Source organism: Streptomyces sp. V4I23 (assembly GCF_030817975.1).
Lineage (GTDB): Bacteria > Actinomycetota > Actinomycetes > Streptomycetales > Streptomycetaceae > Streptomyces.
In genome coordinates this window covers 4,631,449-4,654,636 of sequence record NZ_JAUSZW010000004.1, presented here as the reverse complement: position 1 = coordinate 4,654,636, position 23,188 = coordinate 4,631,449, and the positions used below count along the sequence as shown (strand labels likewise).

Below are 23,188 nucleotides of genomic sequence, written 5' to 3'. Positions count from 1 at the left end.
CGAGCACCCTAAGGCGAATATGGGACATTGGACAACAAAGAGGACGAGTGTGAGGAGCAGGCCATGTCCCCCGCCGTCATGGAACACGCACGAGGCCGGATCGTCACCGACGCTCCTCAGTACCGCGCCGTACGCGTCTCGCTCAGTTACGACCCCGCGGCGGACCCACAGGCCGTGTGCTTCTCGTTCCCCAGCGGCAAGGAGTGGACCTTCCCGCGCGAGGTGCTGGAGAGCGGGCTGAACGCACCGGTCAGGCGGGGGGACATCGAGATCTGGCCGTGCGGCCGGGTGCAGGCAGTGGTCGAGTTCCACACGCGCGACGGGGTCGCGGTGGTCCAGTTCGACGCCAAGACGCTGAACCGCTTCCTGCGCCACACGTACGCGGTGGCCACGACGTCCCCGGCCCCCCAGGCGCCCGCGGCGCCTGGGGCGTCCGCACAGGCCCCCGCGGCTGCGCCTTCGGCACCCCCGACCCCTGCCTGACGGCCCGCGACCGCGACATCCCGACAGCGGCGCGCGACGCGAGGTGGCCGTACCCGCCCGGTCCGGCGGATACGGCCACCTGTCACGACGGCTCCCGTCCCCACGGCGCCGTCGCGTACCCGGGGGGCCGCTCCTGCGGTGCGATGCCCATCACCGCCGCACGGCCCCCCGGAGCAATCGGGGATCAGACGCGGACCAGTTCCCGGTCCTCGTCCGGATCGCCCGGCGTGTCACCCAGCTCCTTGTGGAGCTTCTCGCCCTCCACGTCCACGTTGGGCAGCACCCGGTCCAGCCCGCGCGGCAGCCACCAGGCCTTGTGCCCGAGCAGGGCCAGCACCGCCGGCACGATCGCCATACGGACCACGAAGGCGTCGAAGAACACCGCGATCGCGAGACCGAAGCCGATCATCTTGACCATCTGCTCGCTGGAGCCGATGAAGCCGGAGAAGACCGCGATCATGATGACGGCCGCCGCGGTCACCACCCGGGCCCCGTGCCGGAAGCCCGTGACGATGGCCTCGCCGGGTCGCTCGCCGTGGACGTACGCCTCCCGCATGCGCGTGACCAGGAAGACCTCGTAGTCCATCGCGAGACCGAAGACCACGCCGATCATGAAGATCGGCATCATCGACATGATCGGGCCGGTCTGCTCGACGCCGAACAGCGAGCCCAGCCAGCCCCACTGGAAGACCGCCACGACCGCGCCGAGCGCCGCAACGACGGAGAGCAGGAAGCCGAGAGCGGCCTTGAGCGGCACCAGCACCGACCGGAAGACGACCATCAGCAGCAGGAACGCGAGGCCGACGACGAGCGCCAGGTAGGGCAGCAGCGCGTCGTTCATCTTCTGCGAGAAGTCGATGTTCATCGCGGTGGCGCCGGTGACCAGGACCTCGTCGCCGCTCTTGTCGCGGATTTCCTGGACCAGTTCCTCGGTGGCGACCGAGGACGGACGGTCCTTCGGGACGACGGTGATCACCGCGGTGTCACCGGTCTTGTTGAGCGTCGGCGGTGTCACGGCGGCGGTGCCTTCGAGGCCCCTGACGATCTCGACCGTGCGGTCGGCGGCGCTCTTGTCGCCGTCGACGACGACCATCAGCGGACCGTTGAAGCCGGGGCCGAAGCCCTCGGACAGCAGGTCGTACGCCTTGCGCTGCGTGGTGCTGACCGGCTGCGAGCCGTCGTCGGGCAGACCGACCTCCAGCGAGGCGGCCGGCACGGCCACGGCGCCGAGGCCGACGACGCCGGCGAGCAGGACGGCGACCGGGCGGCGGATCACGAAACGCGCCCAGCGGGTGCCCGCGTTCGGCTTGTCGGAGACCGGCTTGCCCTTGCGGACCTTGCGGCCGAGGACCCGCTTGCCCGCGAAACCGAGCAGCGCCGGTATCAGCGTGAGGGCGATGAGGACGGCGATGACGACGGTGCCCGCCGCGGCGAAGCCCATCTTGCTGAGCATCGGGATGTTGACGACGGCGAGGCCGACCAGGGCGATGACCACGGTCAGACCGGCGAAGACGACCGCGGAGCCCGCGGTGCCGACGGCGCGCCCGGCCGCCTCCTCGCGCTCGCGGCCCTCGGCCAGCTCTGCGCGGTAGCGGGAGACGATGAAGAGCGCGTAGTCGATGCCGACCGCGAGGCCGATCATCATCGCCAGCGTCGAGGTGGTGCTGCCGAGGTCGAGGACGCTCGCCAGGGCGGTGATCGTGGAGATGCCGATACCGACGCCGATGATCGCGGTGAGCAGCGGCAGTCCGGCGGCGACCAGCGATCCGAAGGTGATGACCAGCACGATCCCGGCGATGACCACGCCGATGATCTCGCCGACTCCCTGCTCCGGCATGGTCTGGAGCGCGTCGCCGCCGATCTCCACCGTCAGCCCGGCCTCGCGCGCCTCGGTGCCGGTCTCCTCCAGCGCCTCGCGCGTGGCGTCGGTCAGCTCCATGGAGGTGACCTTGTAGGTGACGGAGACGTACGCGGTCGAGCCGTCCTTGGACACGGCGCGCGCGGTGTACGGGTCGGTGACCGAGGCGACCTGGTCGGCGCCGGACTTCAGCTCGGAGACCGCCTTCGCGACCTCGTCCCTGGGGCCGGCGTCGGTCATCTTCCCGCCGTCGGGCGCCTTGAAGACGACCCGGGCGGTGGCGCCGTCGGCGCTGCCGCCGGGGAAGCGCTCCTCCAGCAGGTCGAAGGCCTTCTGGGCCTCCGTGCCCGGGATCGAGAAGGACGAGGACGTGGCGGTCGGCGCGGAGGCCGCGCCGGCGCCCGCGAGCACGAGCAGGGCCACCCACAGCAGGGCGACGAGACGGCGGCGCCGGAAGGCGGTCCGTCCGAGTGTGTAGAGGAACGTGGCCACGAGGGCTACTCCCGTGTGTGAGGTGAACAGGGCAGGGGAGCCGGCCCGACGACGAGAGCGGCGCGCGTCAGGTGGTGCGGGGTGAGCGGATCGTGCGGGTGATCCGGGGAGGCCGGCGGAGTGGGGCTCCGCCGTGTCAGGCGCCGAGGGCGGGGAAGACCACGGCGTCGAGGTAGTCGGTGAGGAAGGCCCGGTCGGGTGCGCGGTCCTCGATGAGCTGCCGGGCGACGACAGCGCCGAGGAACATGTGCGGGACGTATCCCAGGGCGGGGTTGTCCGCCCTGATCTCGCCCCGGTCCACGGCCCGGCGCAGCAGCACGTCGAGTCCGGTGATCTCCGGCTCGATGAGCAGCTCGCGCAGGGCCTCGTGCAGATCGGGGTTGGAGTGGACCGCCTGGGCCAGACCCCGCATCAGCGCGGAGTCCTTCTCCATACGGCAGTCGTCGGTGCGGGCGAGCATCGCGTGGAAGTCGCCGCGCAGCGTGCCGGTGTCGATGTCGCCGACGTGCACCGGCTTGCTGTGCCTCAGCGCCCTGGCGACCAGCTCGGGCTTGCTCCGCCACTGGCGGTAGAGCGTGGCCTTGCTGGACCGCGTGCGTCCGGCCACGGCGTCCATGGTCAGGGCGTCGTAGCCGACCTCGCGCAACAGGTCGAGCACCGCTTCGTACAGCTCTGCCTCGCGCTCGGGGGTGAGCCGGCTGCGCGTCATGTCGGCCTCCCTCGATCGCTGCCGAACGAAACTGTTTCGTACACATCGAAGATATCCGAGCGCCGAACGAAACGAAACCGTTTCGCTTGTGTGCTGGGTCACGCCCGCCGGACCGCGATCGTCCGGCTCCACGAGTTGCCGCGCCCCCCGGGCACGGAAAGCATGGGTGGGGTGAGTGACGACGCCGCGTATCTCCGCTTCCCGCACCTGCACGACGACTTGCTGTGCTTCGCGGCCGAGGACGACCTGTGGGTCGCGCCCCTCGTCCCGGAGGGTCAACGGCCGGGCCGCGCCTGGCGGCTGACCGTCGACCGGACCAGAGTCGGCCATCCCCGCTTCTCCCCCGACGGCAGCCACATCGCGTACACGAACTGGCGCAGTCTCGATCCGGAGATCCATCTCGCGCCGGTCGACGGCGGCCCCGCACGGCGGCTCAGCTACTGGGGCTCGACCGACACCCGGGTCTGCGGCTGGACGCCCGACGGCCAGATCCTCGCCGTGTCCTCGCACGGCCAGCCCTTCTCGTACTTCTCCTGGGCCTACAGCGTCCCCACCGACGGCGCGCCCGGCGGGCGCCTGCCCTGGGGCCCGGTCGCCGACATCGCCGTCACGGACGTGGCCGACGGGCCGTCCCACGCCGGCGGCGCCGGCTGCGAGCGGCGCACGCTGCTGCTCACCGCCAAGCCCCCGCACGAGCCCGCCGCCTGGAAGCGGTACCGGGGCGGGGCGACCGGCCGGCTGTGGCTCCACGGCAAGCGGCTGCTGCCCGACCTGGACGGACACCTCGACTGCCCGATGTTCATCCGCGGGCCGGGAACCGACCGGTGGTCACCGGAGGAGGGCGGCCGGATCGCGTTCCTCTCGGACCACGAGGGCGTCGGCAACCTGTACTCGTGCCTGCCCGACGGGACCGGTCTGCAGCGCCACACCGACCACGACGCGTTCTACGCCCGGCACGCCTCCAGCGACGGCCGCAGGATCGTCTACCAGTGCGCCGGCGACCTGTGGATCGTCGACGCGCTCGCCCCGGACTCCGTCCCCCGCAAGCTGGAGGTACGGCTCGGGGGCCAGCGCGCCGGCCGGCGCACGTACCAGGTCCCGGCCGCGGGCAACGTGGACGGTCTGTCCGTCGACGAGACCGGCCGGGCGAGCGCGGTGGGCGTCCGCGGCAGTCTGTACTGGCTCACGCACCGCGACGGGCCCGCCCGCACGATCGTGGACACCCCGGGCGTACGGGTGCGGATTCCGGCGATGCTCGGCAACGGCCAGGTCGCCTACGTCACCGACGCGGAAGGCGACGACGCCCTCGAGATCGCATACCTGCCGCGCGCGAGCGGCGACCGCGAGCCGCGGCGGCTGGCGCAGGGCGAGCTGGGGCGTGTGCTGGAGATGGCGCCGGACCCGGACGGGGAGCGGATCGCGGTCGCCTCGCACGACGGCCGGCTGCTGCTGGTCGACGCGTCGGAGGAGGGCACGGGTGAGGTCACCGAACTGGTCAGGTCCGACAACGGGCCGGTGCGGGACCTGGCGTTCTCGCCGGACGGCGGCTGGCTGACCTGGTCGCAGCCCGGCATCGGCCGCTCGCTGCGCCAGATCAGGATGGCGCGCATCGCCGAACCCGGGGCCCGCACGATCGTCGACGTCACCAACGGCCGCTTCGAGGACGAGAACCCGGTCTTCACGCGCGACGGCCGCTACCTCGCCTTCCTGTCCTGGCGCGGCTTCGACCCGGTGTACGACGTACACACCGGCGACCTGTCGTTCCCGCTGGGCTGCCGCCCCTACCTGGTGCCGCTGTCGTCGGCCACCCCCTCGCCCTTCGCGCTCACACCGGAGGGCCGGCCGGCCGCGGGCGGGCTCGACCCGCTGGAGGACTCCGGCGACCACACGGCGATGGTCGAGGTCGAGGGCCTGGAGAACCGGGTCGTGCCGTTCCCGGTCACGGCCTCCAAGTACTCGGCGCTGCATCCGGTGAGCGGCGGCGGCCTGGTGTGGCTGCGCTGGCCCATCTCCGGCGCGCTGGGCGAGACGTTCGCCAACCCGGCCGACGTGTCGGGGCGTCCGACGCTGGAGCACTTCGACCTGTCCAAGGCGCGCAGGACGGAACTGGTCGACCACCTCGACTGGTTCGCGGTCAGCGGCGACGGCAGCCGGCTGGTGGTCGTCGACGAGGGCGAGCTGCGGGCCGTACCCGCGACGGAGACCGGCGACGGCGACTCGACGGTCTATCTCGACATGCGCCGCATCCTGCACGAGGCGGACCCGGCGTCCGAGTGGCGCCAGGCGTACGGGGAGGCGGGCCGGCTGATCCGGGACTACTTCTGGGAGCCGGACATGTGCGGCATCGACTGGGACGCGGTCCTCGAGCAGTACCGCCCCCTGGTCGAACGGGTCGCGTCCCCCGACGAGTTCGCCGACCTGCTCCGCGAGGTGCTGGGCGAACTGGGCACCTCCCACGCCTATGTCACCCCGGCACGGCGCAACGAGGGGCCGCCGCACTACCAGCGGGCGATGGGACTTCTCGGCGCCAACCTGGTGTGCCGCGACGGCAGATGGGTGGTCAAGCGCATCCTGCCCGGCGACTCGTCCGACTCCAAGGCCCGTTCGCCGCTGGCCGGTACGGGCATCCGCGAGGGCGCGGTCCTCACCCACGTCGACGGGCGGCCGGTGGACCCGGTCGCGGGCCCCTACCCGATGCTGTCGGCGGCGGGCGGCACCACGGTCGAACTCACCTTCCTGCCCGCGGAAGCCGCGGAGGAGGGCGAGGCGCATCCGCGCCGGGTCGCGATCGTTCCGCTGATCGACGAACGCCCGCTGCGCTACCAGGACTGGGTGGCCAAACGACGGGAGGTCGTACGCGAGCTGAGCGACGGCAAGTGCGGCTACCTGCACATCCCCGACATGGGCGGCTCGGGCTGGGCGCAGTTCAACCGGGACCTGCGCATGGAGGTCTCGCGTCCGGCGCTGATCGTGGACGTGCGCGGCAACGCGGGCGGCCACATCAGCGAGCTGGTGGTCGAGAAGCTGACCCGCAAGATCCTCGGCTGGGACCTGACCCGCAACGCCGAGCCCGTCTCGTACGCCTCGAACGCGCCGCGCGGCCCGGTCGTCGCGATCGCCGACGAGGCGACGTCCTCGGACGGTGACATGATCACCGCCGCGTTCAAGCTCCTCAACCTGGGGCCGGTGGTGGGCAGCCGCACCTGGGGCGGCGTGGTGGGCATGACGGGCCGGCACCGGCTCGGCGACGGCACGGTGATCACGGTGCCGATGAACGCCGCGTGGTTCGACGCGTACGGCTGGTCCATCGAGAACCACGGTGTCGAACCGGACCTGAACTCGCTGCGCACCCCGCTGGACTGGGCCGAGGGCCGCCACACCGACATGGACGACGCGGTCCAACTGGCCCTGGACATGCTGAAGTCCGCGCCCGCGGCGCTCCCGCCGGACTACTCGTCGGCACCCGACCTGCGCCGCCCGCCGCTGCCCCCGCGGGAGCGGTGACCGCCGCCCCGGCGTACACAAGAAGGCGCACCCGCGAGGAGCGGGTGCGCCTTCTTGTGTACGCGGCGTGTCAGGCGTCGTAGTCCTGGTTGAACCGGTCCAGGGCCTCCTGCATCGCCTCCTGCGCGTCCCGTGCGTCGTCGGGACCCGTCCCCCGCTGCGGTTCCCTGTCACGGTCCTGGCCCACGCGCTTCGACGGCCGCTCGCCCCGGCCGCCGCCCTGCGCCTTCTGCTGCGCCCGATCGGCGCTCTCCTGCGCCTTTTCCTTGGACTGGTCCGACATACCCATGAGACGTCACTCCCGGAAGGATGAGGAGGTCGGGGGCGGGCACACCCCCGAGGGGACCGCCGCCCCCTGACCTCGACCAGCCTCGCACGCAGGAACACACCGCGCATTTCGATCAGCTGCGGCGCCCCGGCTTCGTGACGGCGCCCGCCGCGCGGGCCGACTCGTCCGCCGCTCCACCCGCTCCCACCAGGCCTTTCGAGACGTCGGCGAGCCTGGGCGCGAACCGCCGCATCTCCCGCTGGCCGACGGTCCCGATGACCGCCGGCAGGTAGCCGCGCACCGACTGCATGCCCCGCAGCCACCACTGGGCGTACACGTGTGCCGAGCGGCGCTCGATCCCGGCCACGATGCGGTCCACCGCCGGACCCAGGGGATACGTGCGGTTCGCCGGCCACGGCAGCCGCTTGCGCAGGTCGCGCATCACGTCGTCCTGGTCCGCGCCGCGCACCATGTCCGTGTCCGTCCAGGACAGGTAGCCGACGCCGACCTTCACGCCCCGGTGGCCGACCTCGGCACGCAGGCAGTGTGCGAACGCCTCCACGCCCGACTTGGACGCGCAGTACGCGGACATCATCGGCGCCGGCGTGATCGCCGCCAGCGACGCGATCTGGAGGAAGTAGCCGCGGCTCTCCACCAGCACCGGCAGGAACGCCCGCCCCGTCACCGCGCTGCCGATCAGGTTGACCTCGATCACGCGCCGCCAGGACACCGGGTCGGAGTCGACGAACGGACCGCCCGCCGCCACGCCGGCGTTGGCGACGACGATGTCGACCTTGCCGAAGCGCTCCTTGACCTCCTGCGCGACCCGCGCCATGGCCTCGTGGTCGGTGACGTCCGCGTACCAGTGGTCGCACTCGGTGTGGAGGCGGGCCGCGACCTGCTTCAGCTCGTCCGGTTCGAGGCCGACGAGCGCGACCTTCGCCCCGCGGGCCGACAGCTTGCGGGCCAGCAGCTCTCCGACGCCGCGCGCCGCGCCGGTGACGACCGCGACCTGCCCTTCCAGGCTGCTCCTGCTCATGCGACCTCCTCCTTCGTGGTCAGGTACGTGCCGGCCAGCTCGCGGATCTTCCCGGTCACCGCCTCGGGCGCCTCGACCGGTGTCATGTGCCCCATGCCCGCGAGTTCCACCAGCCCGACGCAGTGCGGCAGGTCGAGGGCGAGCCGCTTGGCGTGCACCAGCGGCGTGAGCCGGTCCACCGTGCCCGCCACCACGACGGTCGGCACGGTCAGCGCCCGTACGCCCTCGTCGAGGTCGAGGTCGCCGAGCACGTGCGACCACGCCACGCGGGCCGTCCGCGGACAGGCATGGACGATGCGGGCACACGTGTCGACCCGCTCCGGCGACGAACCGGGGCCCATGGTCGCGTACTTGAGGATGCGCCGGGACAGCGGCGTGACCGGCCCGAGCGGGGCGCGCGCACCGAGGATCAGGTGCGTGAGCCGGGTGCGCAGCGGACCGGGCCGCATCGGCACGACCAGCGACTCGGCGGTGAGCCGGGCGGCTCCGGTGCTGCACAGCAGCGCCGCGGCGGCGTGCTCGCGGAAGCGGGGACGCCGGGACGCGGCCATGATCGTCATGCCGCCCATGGAGTGTCCGGCGACGACGGCCCTCTCGCCCGGGGCGAGGGCGGCCGCGAGCACGGCCTCCAGGTCGTCGGCGAGCCGCTCGGTGCCGACGGGCCCGGCCGGGGTGCGGCCATGGCCGCGCTGGTCGTAGACGACGACGCGGTGGTCCGCGGCGAGGTCGCGTATCTGGGCGGCCCAGAAGAGGGTGGAGCAGGTCCAGCCGTGGGCGAGGACCACGGCCGGCGCGTCCTCGCGGCCGTGGACCTCGACGTGGATGCGCGAGCCGTCGGCGGAGTGCGCGGTCAGTTCGCGGTCGGCGACCGGGGGCGCGTCGGTGCGCCGAGCGTTGCGGAGCAGGCGGCTCATGCGACGACCTCCGCGTCCTTCGCGTCCTTCGCGACCTGGGCGTCCGCGGCAGCGGCAGCGGCGGGAGCCGGGACCTTGCGGGCGCGGATCACCTCGTACTCGGCGAGGTCCACCCGCCGCGTCGCGCTGCGGAACTCGGTCGTCGTGCCCGGCCAGATGGTGGTGTTGCGGCCGCCTGCGTCGAGGTACCAGCTGGTGCAGCCGCCGGTGTTCCAGACGGTGCGCTTCATCCGTTCCTGCACACGCCGGTTCCAGGCGTGCACGGCGGAGGGCCGGGCGGCGAGGACGCTGCCCTCGCCGAGCAGGGTGAGCTGGCGCAGGTAGTCGGCCATGTAGTTCAGCTGCGACTCGATCATCAGGATCATGGAGGAGTTCCCGAGCCCGGTGTTCGGGCCGATGATCGTCATGAAGTTGGGGAAGCCCGCCGCGGAGGCGCCGCGCAGCGATTCCATGCCGTCCTTCCACGCCTCCGCCAGCGTGATCCCCTCGGTGCCGACGACGCGTTCGGCGATCGGCATGTCGGTGACGTGGAACCCGGTGCCGAAGATGATCGCGTCGACCTCGGTCTCCGTCCCGTCCGCGGCGACCACGGTCGAGCCGCGCACCTCGGTCAGCCCGGACGCGACGACGTCCACATTGGGCTGCGCGAGTGCCGGGTAGTACGTGCTGGAGAGCAGGATGCGCTTGCAGCCGATGCGGTACGAGGGCGTCAGCTTGGCGCGCAGCGCCGGGTCCTTGATCGCCTTGGCCATGTTGGCCTTGGCCAGCCGCTCCACGATCCCGAGCTCGCCCGGCCGCTTGGTGAACGCCTGGACCTGGAGCTCCCGAATGCCCCAGAGCAGACCGCGCCGCGCGGCCCCGGTGAACGGCAGCTGACGGTGCAGCCAGCGCTCGGCCCCGGAGATCCTGCGGTCGATGCGCGGCATGACCCACGGGGGCGTGCGCTGGAACAGGGTCAGCCGGCCCACCTCGGGCTGGATCGCGGGCACGATCTGGATCGCCGACGCCCCGGTCCCGATCATGGCCACGCGCTTGCCGGTGAGGTCGTAGTCGTGGTCCCAGCGGGCCGAGTGGAAGACCTTGCCGGGGAAGCCGTCCAGGCCGGGGATGTCGGGCGTCCTCGGGTCGGACAGCGGCCCGCTCGCGGAGACGACGACGTCCGCGGTGAACCGGCCCCGCGAGGTCTCGATGTCCCACCGGAGGGCGTCGTCGTCCCAGCGCATCATCAGCACCTCGTGCTTCAGGCGCAGATGGGAACGGAGCCGGAAGGTGTCGGCGACGTGCTCCAGGTAGGCACGGATGTGCTCCTGCCCGGAGAAGGTACGCGGCCAGTCGGGGTTGGGCGCGAAGGAGAACGAGTAGAGGTGGGAGGGCACGTCGCAGGCACAGCCCGGGTAGTCGTTGTCCCGCCAGGTGCCGCCGACCGAGTCCGCGCGCTCCAGGACGACGAAGTCGGTGATGCCTTCGCGGCGCAGCCGGACCGCGGCGCCGAGGCCACCGAATCCGGATCCGATCACCGCCACTTGTACGTGCTCGTGCTGCTCGGTCATGCCGCTGCCTCCCGCTGAAACCGCTGAACGTCCCGGATCGCCGTACCGCAAAGAAACTGCCAGCAATCACTGGCATGGTTGGGAGGGTAGAGCAGCGGCATACCGAGCGGTAGGGGTCGGGGCCCACAAGTTACTGGCGGTACAACATAGGCTTCTGCTGTGACTGAGGCACGCGAGTACCGCATGGAGGAATTGGCCAAGGAGGCCGGCATCACGGTGCGCACCCTGCGCTTCTACCGCGAGCGCGGCCTGATCCAGCCGCCTCGCCGCGAGGGCCGCATCGCCTGGTACGACGAACACCACCTGGCCAGGCTGCGGACGATCGCCGCACTGCTGGAACGCGGCCACACGCTCAACGGCATCGCGGACCTCGCCACGGCGTTCGAGAGCGGCCGGGACGTCGGCGAGGTCCTCGGCCTGGGCGAACCCACCGAGGAGACACCGGTCCGGCTCACCCCGGAGGCCCTCGCCGACTACTTCGAGGGCGAGGTCACCCCGGAGAACTTCGCCAAGGCGCTGGAGCTGGGCTACCTGGCGACCGACGGCGACGAGATCGTCCACATCAGCCGCAGGCTCCTGGACGTCTCGGCCGAGCTGGTGCGGGAGGGCGTGCCGCTCGCGGCGGTCCTGGAGACGGGCCGCCGGGTCCGCACGCACGCGGAGGCTCTGGCGGAACTGTTCGTCGACATGCTCACGGCGCACAGCGCGGAGTCCGAGCTGGAGCGCCTGCGCCCGCTGGCCAAGAGCGTGGTCGACGCGGAGCTGTCGATGGCGATGGACCGGCGCCTGCGCACGCCGTCACCGGGCGAGGAGCACGAGAGCCGCGAGCACCCGGCACCCGCCGGCAGCCCGGACGACGAGCCCGGCCGCCCGGACGCCGCTCAGAGTTCGTAGACGGCGCTCACCGGCGCGTGGTCGCTCCAGCGCTCGCCGTGCGTCGCGGCCCGCTCCACCCACGCCTTCACGGCCCGCTGCGCGAGACCGGGCGTCGCCACCTGGAGGTCGATGCGCCAGCCCGTGTCGTTGTCGAAGGCCCGCCCGCGGTAGGACCACCACGAGTAGGGGCCCTCCTGGCCGGGGTGCAGGGCGCGCACCACGTCCACGTAGCCGGCCTCCTCGTACACCCGGGTGAGCCAGTCGCGCTCCTCTGGGAGGAAGCCCGAGTTCTTCCGGTTGCCCTTCCAGTTCCTGAGGTCGGCCTCCTGGTGGGCGATGTTCCAGTCGCCGCAGACCACGACCTCGCGGCCGTCCGCGGCCGCCCGTTCCCGCAGCTCCTTCAGGTACGGCAGGAACTCGTCCATGAACCGCGTCTTCTCGTCCTGCCGCTCCGTGCCCACCTCACCGGAGGGCAGGTACAGGCTCGCGACGGTGACGCCGGGGAGGTCGGCCTCCACGTACCGGCCGGCGCCGTCGAACTCGCTCGACCCGAAGCCGATCCGCACCCCGTCCGGCTCGCGCCGCGTGTACAGCGCGACCCCCGCGCGTCCCTTCGCGGCGGCCGGGGCGTGCACCGTGAACCACCCCTCGGGGCTGCGCACCTCGGCCGGCAACTGGCCGGCCTCTGCGCGTACCTCCTGGAGGCAGACCACGTCGGCGGAGGAGCCCGCCAGCCACGGGCCGAAGCCCTTCTTCGCGGCGGCGCGCAGCCCGTTCACATTCACGGAGGTCACGGTGAGCATTCCGGCAGCCTACCGACCCGGCCGGCGGACCGGCACCGATCCCGCCGCCGCACCCGCTCCGGTGCGCACCCCCGTACGCTTTTCCGCATGCAGCTCAGAGCCATGGCGTTCGACCACCCCGACGCCGTCAAACTCAACGACCAGGTGCAGCTCGAGTACATCGAGCGCTACGGAGACGGGGAGGGCGACGCCACCCCCCTCGACGCCTCGATGTTCGAGCGGCCGAGTGGCCTGTATCTCATCGCGTACGACGTCGACGAGCGCCCCGTGGCCACCGGTGGCTGGCGGACCCAGGACGAGAACCCGATGGGGTACTCCGACGGCGACGCCGAGCTGAAGCGCATGTACGTGGTCCCCGAGGCCCGCGGGCTCGGCCTCGCCCGCCGCATCCTCGCCGCCCTGGAAGAGGACGCCCGCGCCGCCGGCCGGATCCGCATGGTCCTGGAGACCGGCGACATGCAGCCCGAGGCGATAGCGCTCTACCGGTCCAGCGGCTACGAACCCTGCGCGAAATTCGGCCACTACCGCTGCTACGAGAGCAGCGTGTGCATGGCCAAACCATTGACGCGCTCCTGACATAACCGCGCCTTTCGTGGCACCCTGCCTCACGCACGTCCTTCCGCACCGCCTCGTCCCCCACCCCGCCCTCGTGCGCCACCGGGCGGGCATGGCAGAAGGAGACCTGCGTGAGACGCCATCGCACCATCGCCGGCGCCGTGCTGGCCGTCACGGCCCTGTTCGCCGGGGCCCTGTCGGCCGCCTCCGCCGCCGCGGCCCCCGTTCCCTCTCCTCCCTCCACCTCCACCCCGGCTTCCTTCGCCCCGAAGCAGGCGCCGACCGGCTTCTGGACCGCCGAGCGCATGCGCGCCGCCACCCCGCTCGACCTGATCCGCACCGTCCCCGGCTCGCTCAAGGCCCCCGAGCCCGGCGGCGAGAAGACGGTGATCGCGCCGACCGCGTTCCCGCAGCCCGGTGGTCCCTGGACCGGCGGCGGCGCCGTCGTGAAGACGTCGGGCCGGGTGTTCTTCACCTTCCAGGGCCGTACGGCGTCCTGTTCCGGCAACTCGGTCACCAGCCAGAACGGCAGCACGGTCATCACCGCCGGCCACTGCGTGAAGTACCAGGGCTCCTGGCACACCAACTGGGTCTTCGTCCCCGCGTACAACAACGGCCAGGCCCCGTACGGGCAATGGAGCGCGACGAGGACCCTGGCGACCGACCAGTGGGCGGCGAGCGAGGACATCAACTACGACGTCGGCGCGGCCGTCGTCGCCCCGCTGAACGGCAGGACGCTCGCGCAGACCGTCGGCGCGCAGGGCCTGCAGTTCAACGGCGGCTACAACAAGGCGATGTACGCCTTCGGCTTCCCCGCCGCCGCCCCGTACGACGGCAGCAAGCTGATCCACTGCAGCGGCAACAGCTCGAAGGACTTCCTCTTCTCGCAGGACCACAGCCTGGGCTGCAACATGACCGGAGGCTCCAGCGGCGGTCCATGGTTCACCTCGTTCAGCGAGGCGACCGGCACCGGCCTGCAGGTCTCGGTGAACAGCTTCGGGTACACCTTCCTGCCCAACCGGATGTTCGGCCCGTACTTCGGCAACGAGGCCAAGGCGGTCTACGACAAGGCACAGGTCTCCTGAGCCCCTGCCCCGCGCGGCCGGACCGGCTCACGGTCCGGCCGCGCGGGGCCCGGCAGCCCCCGGCTCACGACCCTCCGGCGGCCGTGCGCCCCAGCGCCACCGCGAGCAGGTCCCCGACCTCCCGGTCCAGTCCCCCCTCCTGGTCGCTGTTCACGAGCCGGTCGAAGACCAGCCCGTCCACGCAGGCCAGCAGCGTGACCGTCCTGCGTAGTCGGCGGCGGGATCGGCGGTCTCGCCGCCGCGATCGGACTCCGGCGCGTCGGCTTCGGCGTCACGGTCGTCGAGCGTGCCCGCGTGCTCGACGACGCGGGCGCCGGCATCTCGCTGGCGGCCAACGGCATACGCGCCCTCGACGCGCTCGGCGTCGGCGACGCCGTCCGCGCGGCATCGGCCCGCCAGCTCACGGGCGGCACCCGCACGCCGCGCGGCGGCCTGCTGGCCGAGATGGACGGCGCCGCCCTCGAACGCGCCCTGGGCGCGCCGATCGCGGGCATCCCGCGCAGCGACCTCCACGCGGTGCTGCGGGCGGCACTCGCCCCGGGCGCCCTGGTCACCGGCGCCGAGGTCACCGCCCTCGACCTCGCCGACCCCGCCCGCCCGCGTGTCGCCTTCGGCGGCACCACACTGGCGGCCGACCTGGTCGTCGCCGCCGACGGCGTGGGCAGCAGGCTGCGCGGCCGGCTCTTCCCCACGGCGCCCGGCCACGTGCACAGCGGCTCCACGGTTCTGCGCGCCATCACCGAACGGCCCGTCGAGGTCGGCGGCGACTTCGAGCTGACCTGGGGCAGGGGAGCCGAGTTCGGCCACCTGCGCTTCGCGGACGGCCGCGTGGAGTGGCACGCCGTCCTCAACGCCCCTGCCGGCGTCCGCTATCCCGACCCGCTCGCCGAGGTCCGCCGCCGCTTCGGGCACTGGCACGACCCGATCCCGGCCCTGCTGGCCGCGACCGCACCGAAGGCGGTACTGCACCACGACATCGCCGAACTGCGCACCCCGCTCCCGTCGTTCGTCTCCGGCCGCGTCGCCCTCCTCGGCGACGCCGCCCACGCCATGACCCCTCATCTCGGCCAGGGCGACTGCCAGGCGCTGGAGGACGCGGTCACGCTCGCGGCCGCGCTGGCCGGGGAGCCCTCGATCGACGCGGCCCTGCACCGCTACGACGCCGAACGCCGCCCGCGCGCCCAGTCGGTGGCACGCGCCGCACGCCGGGCGGGCCGCATGGGCGAGCAACTGGCCCATCCCGTCGCGGTGGCCGCCCGCAACGCGGCCCTGCGCCTGGCCCCGGCCGGCGCGACGGTCCGCGCGATCCTGCGCCACGCGGCCTGGGTCCCGCCCCGCCTCGACCCCCGGTAGTCCGCGGCGCTCCCCGGGCTGTCGGCGACGGAAGAGACATACGCCACACCCGCCGTACCGACGGCCCCAAGGGCTCCCCCGGAACGCCGAAGAGCCCCGATCGGATCTCTCCGATCGGGGCTCTCAGCTGCGGTGGGGTGTTCACGAGTACCCCTGACCAGGCATTCCAGAAGCGTACGAAGATCGCTTCCCAAGCCGGCAGAGATCGTTTCCCACCCCGCCGGCAACCGACGTCTCTCCCACTGTCAGACTCACTTGGACGCGAGCGGCGCTCCCACGGCGAACACGTTGTCACAGGCATCACGGACGGTTTCGTCATGTGTGGCGATCACTACTGCACACCCGGCTCGGCTCATTTCCCGTAGCGAGTCCAGAACCATGCCGGTGTTGTCACGGTCCAGAGCGGCGGTCGGTTCGTCCGCGAGGACGAGCGTCGGCTGCTGGACGATAAGACGGGCGAGAGCCACACGCTGCTGCTCGCCACCACTGAGGCGGTGGACCCTCTCCTTGTGCCGCCCAGCCAGCCCGACGCGCTGCAGTGCTTCCGCGAGGGACGGGCCGGCCTTGTCCCGGAGCGCACGACGCGGCTTCACCGCCACTTCCAAGTTCTCCTCGACGGTGGCGTTCTCGATGAGGGCGTACCCCTGGAAGAGGTAGCCGAGAACATCCCTGCGAAACAGGCGGGCCTCGCGCCTGCCGAAACGTGTGATGTCTTTCCCCTCGTGGCGAATGGCCCCGGCGTTCGGTCTGTCGAGCAGCCCCAGGCAGTTCAGGAGGGTCGACTTGCCGGAGCCGCTCGGACCGATGAGGGCGAGCATTTCGCCACGACCGACCGTCAGGCTGACATCGCGCCACAGCGTTCGCTCGCCGAAACTCTTCGACAGTCCCTCGACGTCAATCACAAGTGCACTCCGGCTGGATGGGGGTTGCTTCGGTTCTCGAGAAGTCACGCCTCGGATGCGCCTTCCTTCACGATCCGGCTGTGGAACGCCGACAGAGCGAGGAGGATCACGGCGAGTTCGACCACGGCAAGGCCAGCGATGACAGTCAGCTCCGCGAATTCGACGCGCAACGGAGGGAAGGGGGCCGGCAGGCCTGCCGCGGTGAACTCGGCGATCTCCCGGTTCTGCTGCCACACCTCGATGGGAATCCGTACCGCGAAGACGATCGCGATGGCCGCCTCCACCGCAAGAATGAAGCGATGGGATGCGGCAAACGTCCAGCCACTGATGTGACGCACGAAGATGGCCTGGGCGTTCTTCCTCGTGTAGATGATGCAGATTCCGACCCCAGCGACCAGGAGCACCGCCACCGCGAGGGCCAGGTTGAACATCTGCAGCCGGAAGTCGCCGACCGCGTCCCTCAGCTCCGTTGCGATCCGCTGCCCGACCGGGGAGACGGACGACACATAGTCCTGCAGCCCTTCCGACGCGATGGCGTTGAGGACGTCGTCGGGGTCGGGGAAAATGACGCCTTCCTGAGTTGCGAAGGTGGCGTAGGCGTCATCGGTGAGGAAGTCCGACCCGTTCGGGACCACGACCACGATCGGATCGCGCATCAGCGATCTGTCCTCGTTCGCAGGGTGTGCCGAGCTGTAAACCAGGGCGCCGGTGTTGTACCCGAAGAGTCGCTGTCCATTCCTCGCGCCAAGCGTCTCGACGGGGATGTTCCGGCTGAGCCCCGGGTCGAGCTTCTTGGAGACCGCCTTGGTGATCGCTTCCGTGTGCGGGGCGTAGGACGCGGGAATGATCACGCGTACGGGGCGGGGCTGCGAGGTCCTCGTGGCGCCTGCTGCGGGGACGTAACGCCGGCCGTCCTGGTCGAGAACCGGCTGCTCCCGGACGTAGGTCTCGTTGACGATGAGGATCTCGCCCGCTGGCAGGTTCGCATCCGGTGCCGTCATCTGGAGATCCCCTCGGCCGGCTAGGACGATCTCGCCTCTCGCATCCGCCGCCCGGAGCCACGGCCCCACCTTTCGGTCCAATTCGTCAAGTCGGGTGGCGAACGCACCGCTGAGACGAATCGAGACGGCATCCCCCACGCTTCGGTAGACGTCGCGGTTCTCTTGCCGCTTCAGAACGTTCTGGCCGGCCATGGCGACGCTCAACGCGATGCTCAGAGCGAGGAGGAGCGCCGGCACGCGGACCACGTAGAGGCTGATGGTCGCCGCTCGCGAGGGCAGTTCACCCTTCAGGGACGAAAGGATTCCGACCCGGAAGACGAGCGCGAGCACTGCGGCGTGGGAGCCGAGCACGAGGAGGGTCAGCGGGACAGCGATTCCCAGGGCGATCGAGGCGAACAGACCGAGTCTGGCGCAGCCGTTGTAGAGACCGAGAGCACTGAGCGTCACCGCCACCACGCCACCGAAGGAGACGAGCCAGAAGCCCGCTGTCTGCCTCAGATCGCGCATCAGGATGTCCGTGTACGACATGCCCTGCAGGCGAAGGACGGCATACGTCTTCGCTCGGAGCAACACACTCGCCCCGGTCAGGGTCACAACGGCAAGGGCCATGACGCCCAGGGACCAGGGCAGGGGATCGCCGGAGTAGTCGGTCGCCAGCGTCGCGTAGGACAGCGGGTAGGCCACGTTCACACGGAGCCCGAGCTTGCCGAACTCGCCGACCAGGGCGTCAACGGATTCTGGCGGCCCGAAGACGTGGTAAGCGCCGCGGGGATCGAGGTGTTCGATCTCGGATATGGAATGGACACGGGTCTCGACGTTCCGACTGAAGGACGGGTAACCCTCGTCCAGCCACGCCCCCGTCGCCGATCCACGGTCTCCCGTAGCGAGGTACAGATGCCGGAGCCCCTCGGGGTTCCTCAGATCCGGCACCTCGCGGGCCACACCGACTCGGCTCTCGGCCGCGACCGACTTGACGACGTCCACGACGCGCGCGGAGCTCACCGAGCCATCCGAGTCGATCACGTCGACCAGGGCGGCACTTCCCAGAACTCGGCTCTCGTCGAGCCCTCGCATGAAGAGGAAGGCAAGGAGGGCGGAGAAAGCCAGTACGACGACGTGAACGAACCTAATACCTCGCTGCAGCATTGCCCATCTTATTTCGGAGTTCCAGGGAGTCCTGCATGTCAGGTGAACAAAGAGCAGCGTGACGCGGCTGCGGGCGAGCAGCAGAACCTCACACCCGCAGCCGCGTCGGACCGGAGTCTCGGCTTACTCAGCGAAACCTACCGGCTGCACACCCTCACGATCTGAGCGTGGGCGGAATCAGCAGCTGGGGTCGTAGTACCAGCTGATTGCACCACCGTTCTTGCCGCCGGACGCCAGCGACCAGCTACCGGCCGAAGTGCAGCCGCTCCGGAAGATGTTGGCGCCTATCTTTACCGAGGACGCGTGCCTGTTGGCCGAGTGGTAGTAGTTCGACCAGGCGCTGTTCGCGCCCTGGTCGTAGGTCCACCGGCCGCCGCCGACGTCCACCGTGATCGCCATCGCCGGAGCGGCCGCTCCCATAATCAGCGCCGCGGAGGCGAGCGTGGCCTTCAGGGCACTTCTCTTCTTCATGAACGCTTCCCCTTACGTGGTGATCAATTTGCCGAGATGAGATCTTTGCCAATGACTCAACAAGTCGTCAACACCGATTGAAGTGACCTGGATCACCGTCGCATTTCCGCCATACAGCGACGCCATAGTCGGCCATTCCAGTCCGGCCTTACGAAGTCGACACCGGAATTCTTGGATCCGTTTACGTCGCACCTCTCGCTCTTACGCCAGCTCGAATCCCTCTTGGCGTGAAATCGTTTGCCCCGCGCGGAGTCCCGGCCCGCACCCACCACCGTCCCCCACCTCACCGCCCCGTTCAGGCACGGAAGTTGACGCCGCTGGACCGTTCCGCGAGGCCCCTCGCTCGGGGCTGGCAATCCTTGCCGGTAAGATCACGACCGCGCTGCCGGCCTGCCCGTCATTCGGATTCACGCCGAGCACCACACCTTGCGAACGACTGCGTGGATTTGGCTGGCCGGGGGGCGACCGACTTTGACGAGATTCACCGATCTCCGCTCTCAGCACAGTGTTCCCGTTTGGCTTATTCCTTTCCTGTGGACCGTCGCGCTCGGCCTGTGGGGGCTGTCGCGGGAGGACAGTGTCTGGCGGGACGAGGCCGCAACCTGGCAGGTCGCCCTCCGGTCCACCGGCGACATCACGCACATGCTGGAGCACGTCGACGTCGTCCACGCCCTCTACTACCTGTTCATGCACGCGCTGTTCGAGTGCTTCGGCCCTTCGACCACCGTGTTACGACTGCCCTCCGTGCTGGCGGTCGCGGCGGGAGCGGCATGTGTAGCGGAACTCGGTCGGCGGCTTTCCGGGAATCCGGTGGGCCTGGGCGGAGGCATGGCGTTCGGGCTGCTTCCCTCCGTGCAGTTCTACCTTCAGGAGGGCCGTCCGTACGCCCTGGTGGCGGCGGGCGCCGGGCTCTCGACGCTGCTGCTCGTGGCGATGCTGCAGGGGGGACGGAACCGGTGGGGGTACTGGACCGCATACGGCTGCACGGTCTTCGTGTGCGGCCTGCTGAACTGGCTCTCGTTGCTGATACTGCCCGCGCACCTGGCGACCCTGGCGTGGGCACGAGCGACGCGTGGGACGTGGGTTTGTTGGACCGCGGCATCCGTGGCGGCAACGGCAGGCGTCATGCCACTGATCCTCTTCAGCCGTACCCAGTCCGGGCAGGTGTCCTGGATCCCGCCGTTGACCTGGCACATGCTGATCGGGCCGGCGGTCCTGCTTGCGATCGCCGGCGTCGGGACCCTGCTGGACCACCCCCGGGCGGGACGGCTCTCGGCAGCGGCCGTCGGGCTGCCCCTGCTCGCGGTCCCGCAGCTCGGTCTCGTCGGGCTCTCACTGTTCAAGCCGCTTTTCGTTGATCGGTATGTGCTGTTCAGCCTGCTGGGTTTGGCTCTGATGATCGGTGTCCTTCTTGGCGCGCTAGTGGGAGTGGTGCAGCGGCGGTCGTGGAGCGCCGCGCGCTGGGTCCTTCCCGTCGCGGTCGCCGTCGCTTCGGTCGTCCTGCTTCCGCAGGCGCTCGCGAAGCGCTCGCCGCAGAGCCGCGTGGACGACGTTCTCGCAGCTGCGGCGCAGGTGGAGCGGTTGAAGAAGTCCGGGGACGCCGTGCTGTTCGTCCCGGCAGCGCGGCGGGACACCAGGCTGGTCTCCCCGCACGCGTTCACGGGCCTGCAGGACATCGCCCTGGAGGAGACGCCGGGACGTTCCGGAACGCTGAAGGGAGTGGAGTGGGATGCCGCGCGTATCCGAACCGAGATGCTCGCCCGGCAGCGCATCGTTCTCGTCACCGACGCAGAAGACGCGTCGAAGCCGGCGAGTTCGGCGCGGGACAGGACCAAGATCTCCACGCTTCGGGAGTACTTCCGACCGGTGGCCGACGAGCAGGTCCGCGGCCGGAGAGTGACAGTGTACGAGAGACGCACGTCCGGCCGACCGTCGTGACCTCGGGCCTCAGGGCCGTGCGCGATTCGGTGGCAGCGGGCGTGGCTCCTCCGGGCCCTGACCGACCGTACGTCCCCGCCCCGACCGGCTGCGGCCCCGCACCCCCGCCACGATGCCCACCCGGATCGTCGACCTCAGCACACCCCGGGTCCGAACCACCCACACGGCGGCCCGCCCCACCATCCAGATCCCCGACGCCGAACACTTCGCACCGCCACCGAAGAACACGCTGCCCGAGGTGTGCTGCGTGGGCTCCATCACGGTGCCCGCCGACGCCGAGGCGGCCGACTGGCGCCTGGCCAAGCACCGCCAGGACGTCCACTACCTGCACACGTCCTGGATCAACGCCTACCGGCCCATCCGCAGCCACAACGAAGGCGCCAACGGGCGCTTCAAGAGCGGGAAACTCGACATTGCCAACCCCCAACACCGGCTCGCCCCCGGGCAAGTCACCCAGGCGCTTCTCCTCGCCGGCATGCTCACGGTCGCCAACGTGGCCGTCCTGGAAACCTGGCTCGCAGAACGCGACGGCCCCGACGAACTCACCAGCGCCGACTTCGACGCCAGCGGCCCCCTCCCACCACCCGCCGATCCCGATATGACGCATGCCCTGCTCACGGGACGCCCGCCACCGCCGTCCGCCCGTTGACCGAGCCCACGCGGAACAACCCCACATCGCCGAAGCACGCTGATCACCGCGATCGGCGTGCTTCCCCATGCCCAGAGACAGGCAAGCACGCGCAGCACGCTCGCCACACCGCCCCGCAATCGGCACCCAGACCTCCCGCCAAGCGCCGAAACGACGAGATCCCGTCCGATCGAAGTGATCGGACGGGATCTCGTGAACCGTTCTGGAGCTGTCTCAAGAACGGCCCTGCGGTGGACCTGTGGGGATTTGAACCCCAGACCCCCTCGATGCGAACGAGGTGCGCTACCAGACTGCGCCACAGGCCCTTGCAACGAGTGAAACTCTAGCATCCCGATCGGGGTGCTTGGAAATCCGTTCCGCCCTGGTCACGGATGCCGCCGGGGCGGCGTCACTCGTTGGCCGCGCGCGGCCGGTCCTCGTCCGCGTACTGATCGAAGAGCGGCGTGCGGCCGCGGTCACGGGAGCGGCGCGGCTGGGGAGACCGCCGGCCCGCCGACGGCTCCGCGGTCGGTGCCGGCGCGGCCGGGGTCGTCGGCTCCGCGGCCGAGGAGCGGGCCGCGCTCCACGTCTCCGGATCGCTGACATCCACACCGCTCGACGCACGCGGGGCGACGGGCGCGGTGACGTACGTCGGCAGCGGCACGGGAACGGGGTCCCAGCTGTCGCCGGTCGCCGGGCCGCGCTGGCGCTGCTGATCCACCCACTCGGCGTGGTCGGTCTGCTCGACCAGCGCCCGGCGCCCGGCCTCCTGCGGGGAGAGCCTCGGCGCCGGCTCCGGCTCGGCGTGCGCCGCGGGCTCCTCGTCGGGCTCCGGCGCGCCGGCGGGCGGCTGGTGGCGGCGCGGCCGGTTCTCCCGCAGCCGCTGTGCCGCGGCCTCGGCCTGCCTGCGGTCCATGACGTACGCGAAGCGCCGCCGCTCCTGGGTCCGCAGATGCACGATGTAGATGCTCAGCAGGACGGCCGGGACGCCCGGCGCCCACAGGAAGCCGAGTCCGCCGACCGCCGCGACCACCGCACCGGCGGTGAAGGCGACGAACAGGACCGACGTCGTCCGTCTGCGGCGGGCCAGTACCTTGCTGCGCCGGGCCCGCTCGACGGCGGCGCGGCTCTGCCGCTGCCCCGGGGCCGGGCGCCGGGCCGGCGGACGGCCCGGAGGGTCGGCGTCCGAGGTCGTGCCGGACGACGCTTCCTGGCGCACTTCGGTTCGGGGCGCGGCGAAGGCCCGGACGTCCACAGAACTCAGCCGGTCCGTGGCGGCATCCGGGTCCACGTCGCGCTCGGGCCCCTCTGCGGCGCGTTCCCGCAGCTCCTTGGCGTACCGGCGCTCCATCCCCGCCCGGCCGGACAACAGCCGGATGGCGGTGGAGAAGCGTTCCGTGGGACGGGCTTCGTTGAGCTCGTCCTGCCTGCGGAGCCACATCGGCACCAAGTAGGCGGCCCAGGCCCCGACGATGACTGCGTAGATGAGGCCGCTGCTGCTCACGCATCACACCGTAGAGGGATTCGCGCAAGGGCATCCGCCAATTGGCCCGGTGTGTCGCACGATCTGGCTGATATCACCGACTTTTTTTGTGATTACTCAGACCAGTTCG

General features: G+C 70.9%; 20 protein-coding genes and 1 tRNA gene. 9 read left to right on the top strand and 12 right to left on the bottom strand.

The genetic code is table 11. The annotated features are described in order from the left end of the window. Window positions 1-63 precede the first annotated feature (63 nt). Entirely contained in the window at window positions 64-483 is a 420-nt protein-coding gene (locus tag QFZ82_RS23520; protein ID WP_307715038.1) for an SsgA family sporulation/cell division regulator, read from the top strand. Between the two features lie 184 nt (window positions 484-667). Here the strand turns inward: QFZ82_RS23520 and QFZ82_RS23515 are convergent, their stop codons facing one another. Together QFZ82_RS23515 and QFZ82_RS23510 are read right to left on the bottom strand one after the other, a co-directional pair. Continuing rightward, a complete protein-coding gene (locus QFZ82_RS23515; protein WP_307715037.1) occupies window positions 668-2,833 on the bottom strand; it encodes an MMPL family transporter in 2,166 nt (721 codons plus the stop codon). Window positions 2,834-2,969: 136 nt separating this feature from the next. Beyond that, on the bottom strand, window positions 2,970-3,542 hold the full coding sequence (locus tag QFZ82_RS23510) for a TetR/AcrR family transcriptional regulator (protein ID WP_177150537.1): 573 nt from the start codon (window positions 3,540-3,542) through the stop codon (window positions 2,970-2,972). Window positions 3,543-3,713: 171 nt separating this feature from the next. Here QFZ82_RS23510 and QFZ82_RS23505 point away from each other — a divergent pair, with 171 nt between their 5' ends. Then, window positions 3,714-7,046, top strand: coding sequence for a S41 family peptidase (locus QFZ82_RS23505; protein ID WP_307715036.1), 3,333 nt, complete (start codon window positions 3,714-3,716; stop codon window positions 7,044-7,046). A 70-nt stretch (window positions 7,047-7,116) separates the two neighbouring features. Here the strand turns inward: QFZ82_RS23505 and QFZ82_RS23500 are convergent, their stop codons facing one another. From QFZ82_RS23500 to QFZ82_RS23485, 4 genes are all read right to left on the bottom strand, one after another. After that, window positions 7,117-7,335: a hypothetical protein gene (locus QFZ82_RS23500; RefSeq protein WP_307715035.1), complete on the bottom strand. Its 219-nt coding sequence runs from the start codon at window positions 7,333-7,335 to the stop codon at window positions 7,117-7,119. Between the two features lie 112 nt (window positions 7,336-7,447). Then, window positions 7,448-8,353 (bottom strand): SDR family oxidoreductase, encoded by a 906-nt coding sequence (locus QFZ82_RS23495; protein ID WP_307715034.1) that lies wholly within the window; start codon window positions 8,351-8,353, stop codon window positions 7,448-7,450. Beyond that, window positions 8,350-9,267: an alpha/beta fold hydrolase gene (locus QFZ82_RS23490; protein ID WP_307715033.1), complete on the bottom strand. Its 918-nt coding sequence runs from the start codon at window positions 9,265-9,267 to the stop codon at window positions 8,350-8,352. Before QFZ82_RS23490 ends, QFZ82_RS23495 begins: the two co-directional genes overlap by 4 nt. Beyond that, a complete protein-coding gene (locus tag QFZ82_RS23485; protein WP_307715032.1) occupies window positions 9,264-10,817 on the bottom strand; it encodes an NAD(P)/FAD-dependent oxidoreductase in 1,554 nt (517 codons plus the stop codon). The genes QFZ82_RS23490 and QFZ82_RS23485 overlap by 4 nt, the downstream gene beginning before the upstream one ends. A gap of 183 nt (window positions 10,818-11,000) precedes the next feature. On the opposite strand from QFZ82_RS23485, the gene QFZ82_RS23480 reads away from it, so the two are divergent. Next, window positions 11,001-11,711 (top strand): MerR family transcriptional regulator, encoded by a 711-nt coding sequence (locus tag QFZ82_RS23480; protein ID WP_307717817.1) that lies wholly within the window; start codon window positions 11,001-11,003, stop codon window positions 11,709-11,711. Here the strand turns inward: QFZ82_RS23480 and QFZ82_RS23475 are convergent. Next, window positions 11,699-12,496, bottom strand: a complete 798-nt coding sequence (locus QFZ82_RS23475) for an exodeoxyribonuclease III (protein ID WP_307715031.1) — start codon at window positions 12,494-12,496, stop codon at window positions 11,699-11,701. The genes QFZ82_RS23480 and QFZ82_RS23475 overlap by 13 nt on opposite strands. An 87-nt stretch (window positions 12,497-12,583) precedes the next feature. On the opposite strand from QFZ82_RS23475, the gene QFZ82_RS23470 reads away from it, so the two are divergent. The 3 genes from QFZ82_RS23470 (at window position 12,584) to QFZ82_RS23460 (ending at window position 15,489) form a co-directional block, all read left to right on the top strand. Next, a complete protein-coding gene (locus QFZ82_RS23470; RefSeq protein ID WP_307715030.1) occupies window positions 12,584-13,072 on the top strand; it encodes a GNAT family N-acetyltransferase in 489 nt (162 codons plus the stop codon). Window positions 13,073-13,182: 110 nt separating this feature from the next. Next, window positions 13,183-14,136: a serine protease gene (locus tag QFZ82_RS23465; RefSeq protein WP_307715029.1), complete on the top strand. Its 954-nt coding sequence runs from the start codon at window positions 13,183-13,185 to the stop codon at window positions 14,134-14,136. Window positions 14,137-14,358: 222 nt separating this feature from the next. Continuing rightward, entirely contained in the window at window positions 14,359-15,489 is a 1,131-nt protein-coding gene (locus QFZ82_RS23460; protein ID WP_307717816.1) for an FAD-dependent monooxygenase, read from the top strand. A gap of 251 nt (window positions 15,490-15,740) precedes the next feature. On the opposite strand, the gene QFZ82_RS23455 is transcribed toward QFZ82_RS23460, so the two are convergent. Continuing rightward, window positions 15,741-16,391, bottom strand: coding sequence for an ABC transporter ATP-binding protein (locus QFZ82_RS23455; RefSeq protein WP_307715028.1), 651 nt, complete (start codon window positions 16,389-16,391; stop codon window positions 15,741-15,743). Between the two features lie 44 nt (window positions 16,392-16,435). Then, window positions 16,436-18,538 (bottom strand): bacteriocin-associated integral membrane family protein, encoded by a 2,103-nt coding sequence (locus QFZ82_RS23450; RefSeq protein ID WP_307715027.1) that lies wholly within the window; start codon window positions 18,536-18,538, stop codon window positions 16,436-16,438. A 42-nt stretch (window positions 18,539-18,580) separates the two neighbouring features. Between QFZ82_RS23450 and QFZ82_RS23445 the strand changes: the two genes are divergently transcribed. Then, on the top strand, window positions 18,581-18,703 hold the full coding sequence (locus QFZ82_RS23445) for a hypothetical protein (RefSeq protein WP_307715026.1): 123 nt from the start codon (window positions 18,581-18,583) through the stop codon (window positions 18,701-18,703). Between the two features lie 12 nt (window positions 18,704-18,715). Here QFZ82_RS23445 and QFZ82_RS23440 read toward each other — a convergent pair whose 3' ends face one another. Next, window positions 18,716-19,009 carry a lactococcin 972 family bacteriocin gene (locus tag QFZ82_RS23440; RefSeq protein WP_307715025.1) on the bottom strand — a complete coding sequence of 98 codons (294 nt, stop codon included), beginning with the start codon at window positions 19,007-19,009 and terminating at the stop codon, window positions 18,716-18,718. Between the two features lie 471 nt (window positions 19,010-19,480). Here QFZ82_RS23440 and QFZ82_RS23435 point away from each other — a divergent pair, with 471 nt between their 5' ends. Further along, window positions 19,481-20,947: a glycosyltransferase family 39 protein gene (locus QFZ82_RS23435; RefSeq protein ID WP_307715024.1), complete on the top strand. Its 1,467-nt coding sequence runs from the start codon at window positions 19,481-19,483 to the stop codon at window positions 20,945-20,947. A gap of 112 nt (window positions 20,948-21,059) precedes the next feature. Beyond that, window positions 21,060-21,596 (top strand): hypothetical protein, encoded by a 537-nt coding sequence (locus QFZ82_RS23430; RefSeq protein WP_307715023.1) that lies wholly within the window; start codon window positions 21,060-21,062, stop codon window positions 21,594-21,596. Window positions 21,597-21,827: 231 nt separating this feature from the next. On the opposite strand, the gene QFZ82_RS23425 is transcribed toward QFZ82_RS23430, so the two are convergent. Both QFZ82_RS23425 and glpR read right to left on the bottom strand, forming a co-directional pair. Further along, window positions 21,828-21,901 (bottom strand) — tRNA-Ala (locus tag QFZ82_RS23425). Between the two features lie 83 nt (window positions 21,902-21,984). Next, window positions 21,985-23,079: a gephyrin-like molybdotransferase receptor GlpR gene (gene glpR, locus QFZ82_RS23420; RefSeq protein ID WP_307715022.1), complete on the bottom strand. Its 1,095-nt coding sequence runs from the start codon at window positions 23,077-23,079 to the stop codon at window positions 21,985-21,987. Window positions 23,080-23,188: the final 109 nt, after the last annotated feature.

What these genes read in the sequence shown, in the direction of transcription:
- QFZ82_RS23520 (WP_307715038.1), top strand. Translation starts at nt 64, where the DNA reads ATGTCCCCCGCCGTCATGGAACACGCACGAGGCCGGATCGTCACCGAC.
- QFZ82_RS23510 (WP_177150537.1), bottom strand. Translation starts at nt 3,542, where the DNA reads ATGACGCGCAGCCGGCTCACCCCCGAGCGCGAGGCAGAGCTGTACGAA.
- QFZ82_RS23500 (WP_307715035.1), bottom strand. Translation starts at nt 7,335, where the DNA reads ATGGGTATGTCGGACCAGTCCAAGGAAAAGGCGCAGGAGAGCGCCGAT.
- QFZ82_RS23495 (WP_307715034.1), bottom strand. Translation starts at nt 8,353, where the DNA reads ATGAGCAGGAGCAGCCTGGAAGGGCAGGTCGCGGTCGTCACCGGCGCG.
- QFZ82_RS23490 (WP_307715033.1), bottom strand. Translation starts at nt 9,267, where the DNA reads ATGAGCCGCCTGCTCCGCAACGCTCGGCGCACCGACGCGCCCCCGGTC.
- QFZ82_RS23485 (WP_307715032.1), bottom strand. Translation starts at nt 10,817, where the DNA reads ATGACCGAGCAGCACGAGCACGTACAAGTGGCGGTGATCGGATCCGGA.
- QFZ82_RS23480 (WP_307717817.1), top strand. Translation starts at nt 11,001, where the DNA reads ATGGAGGAATTGGCCAAGGAGGCCGGCATCACGGTGCGCACCCTGCGC.
- QFZ82_RS23475 (WP_307715031.1), bottom strand. Translation starts at nt 12,496, where the DNA reads ATGCTCACCGTGACCTCCGTGAATGTGAACGGGCTGCGCGCCGCCGCG.
- QFZ82_RS23470 (WP_307715030.1), top strand. Translation starts at nt 12,584, where the DNA reads ATGCAGCTCAGAGCCATGGCGTTCGACCACCCCGACGCCGTCAAACTC.
- QFZ82_RS23450 (WP_307715027.1), bottom strand. Translation starts at nt 18,538, where the DNA reads ATGCTGCAGCGAGGTATTAGGTTCGTTCACGTCGTCGTACTGGCTTTC.
- QFZ82_RS23440 (WP_307715025.1), bottom strand. Translation starts at nt 19,009, where the DNA reads ATGAAGAAGAGAAGTGCCCTGAAGGCCACGCTCGCCTCCGCGGCGCTG.
- QFZ82_RS23430 (WP_307715023.1), top strand. Translation starts at nt 21,060, where the DNA reads ATGCCCACCCGGATCGTCGACCTCAGCACACCCCGGGTCCGAACCACC.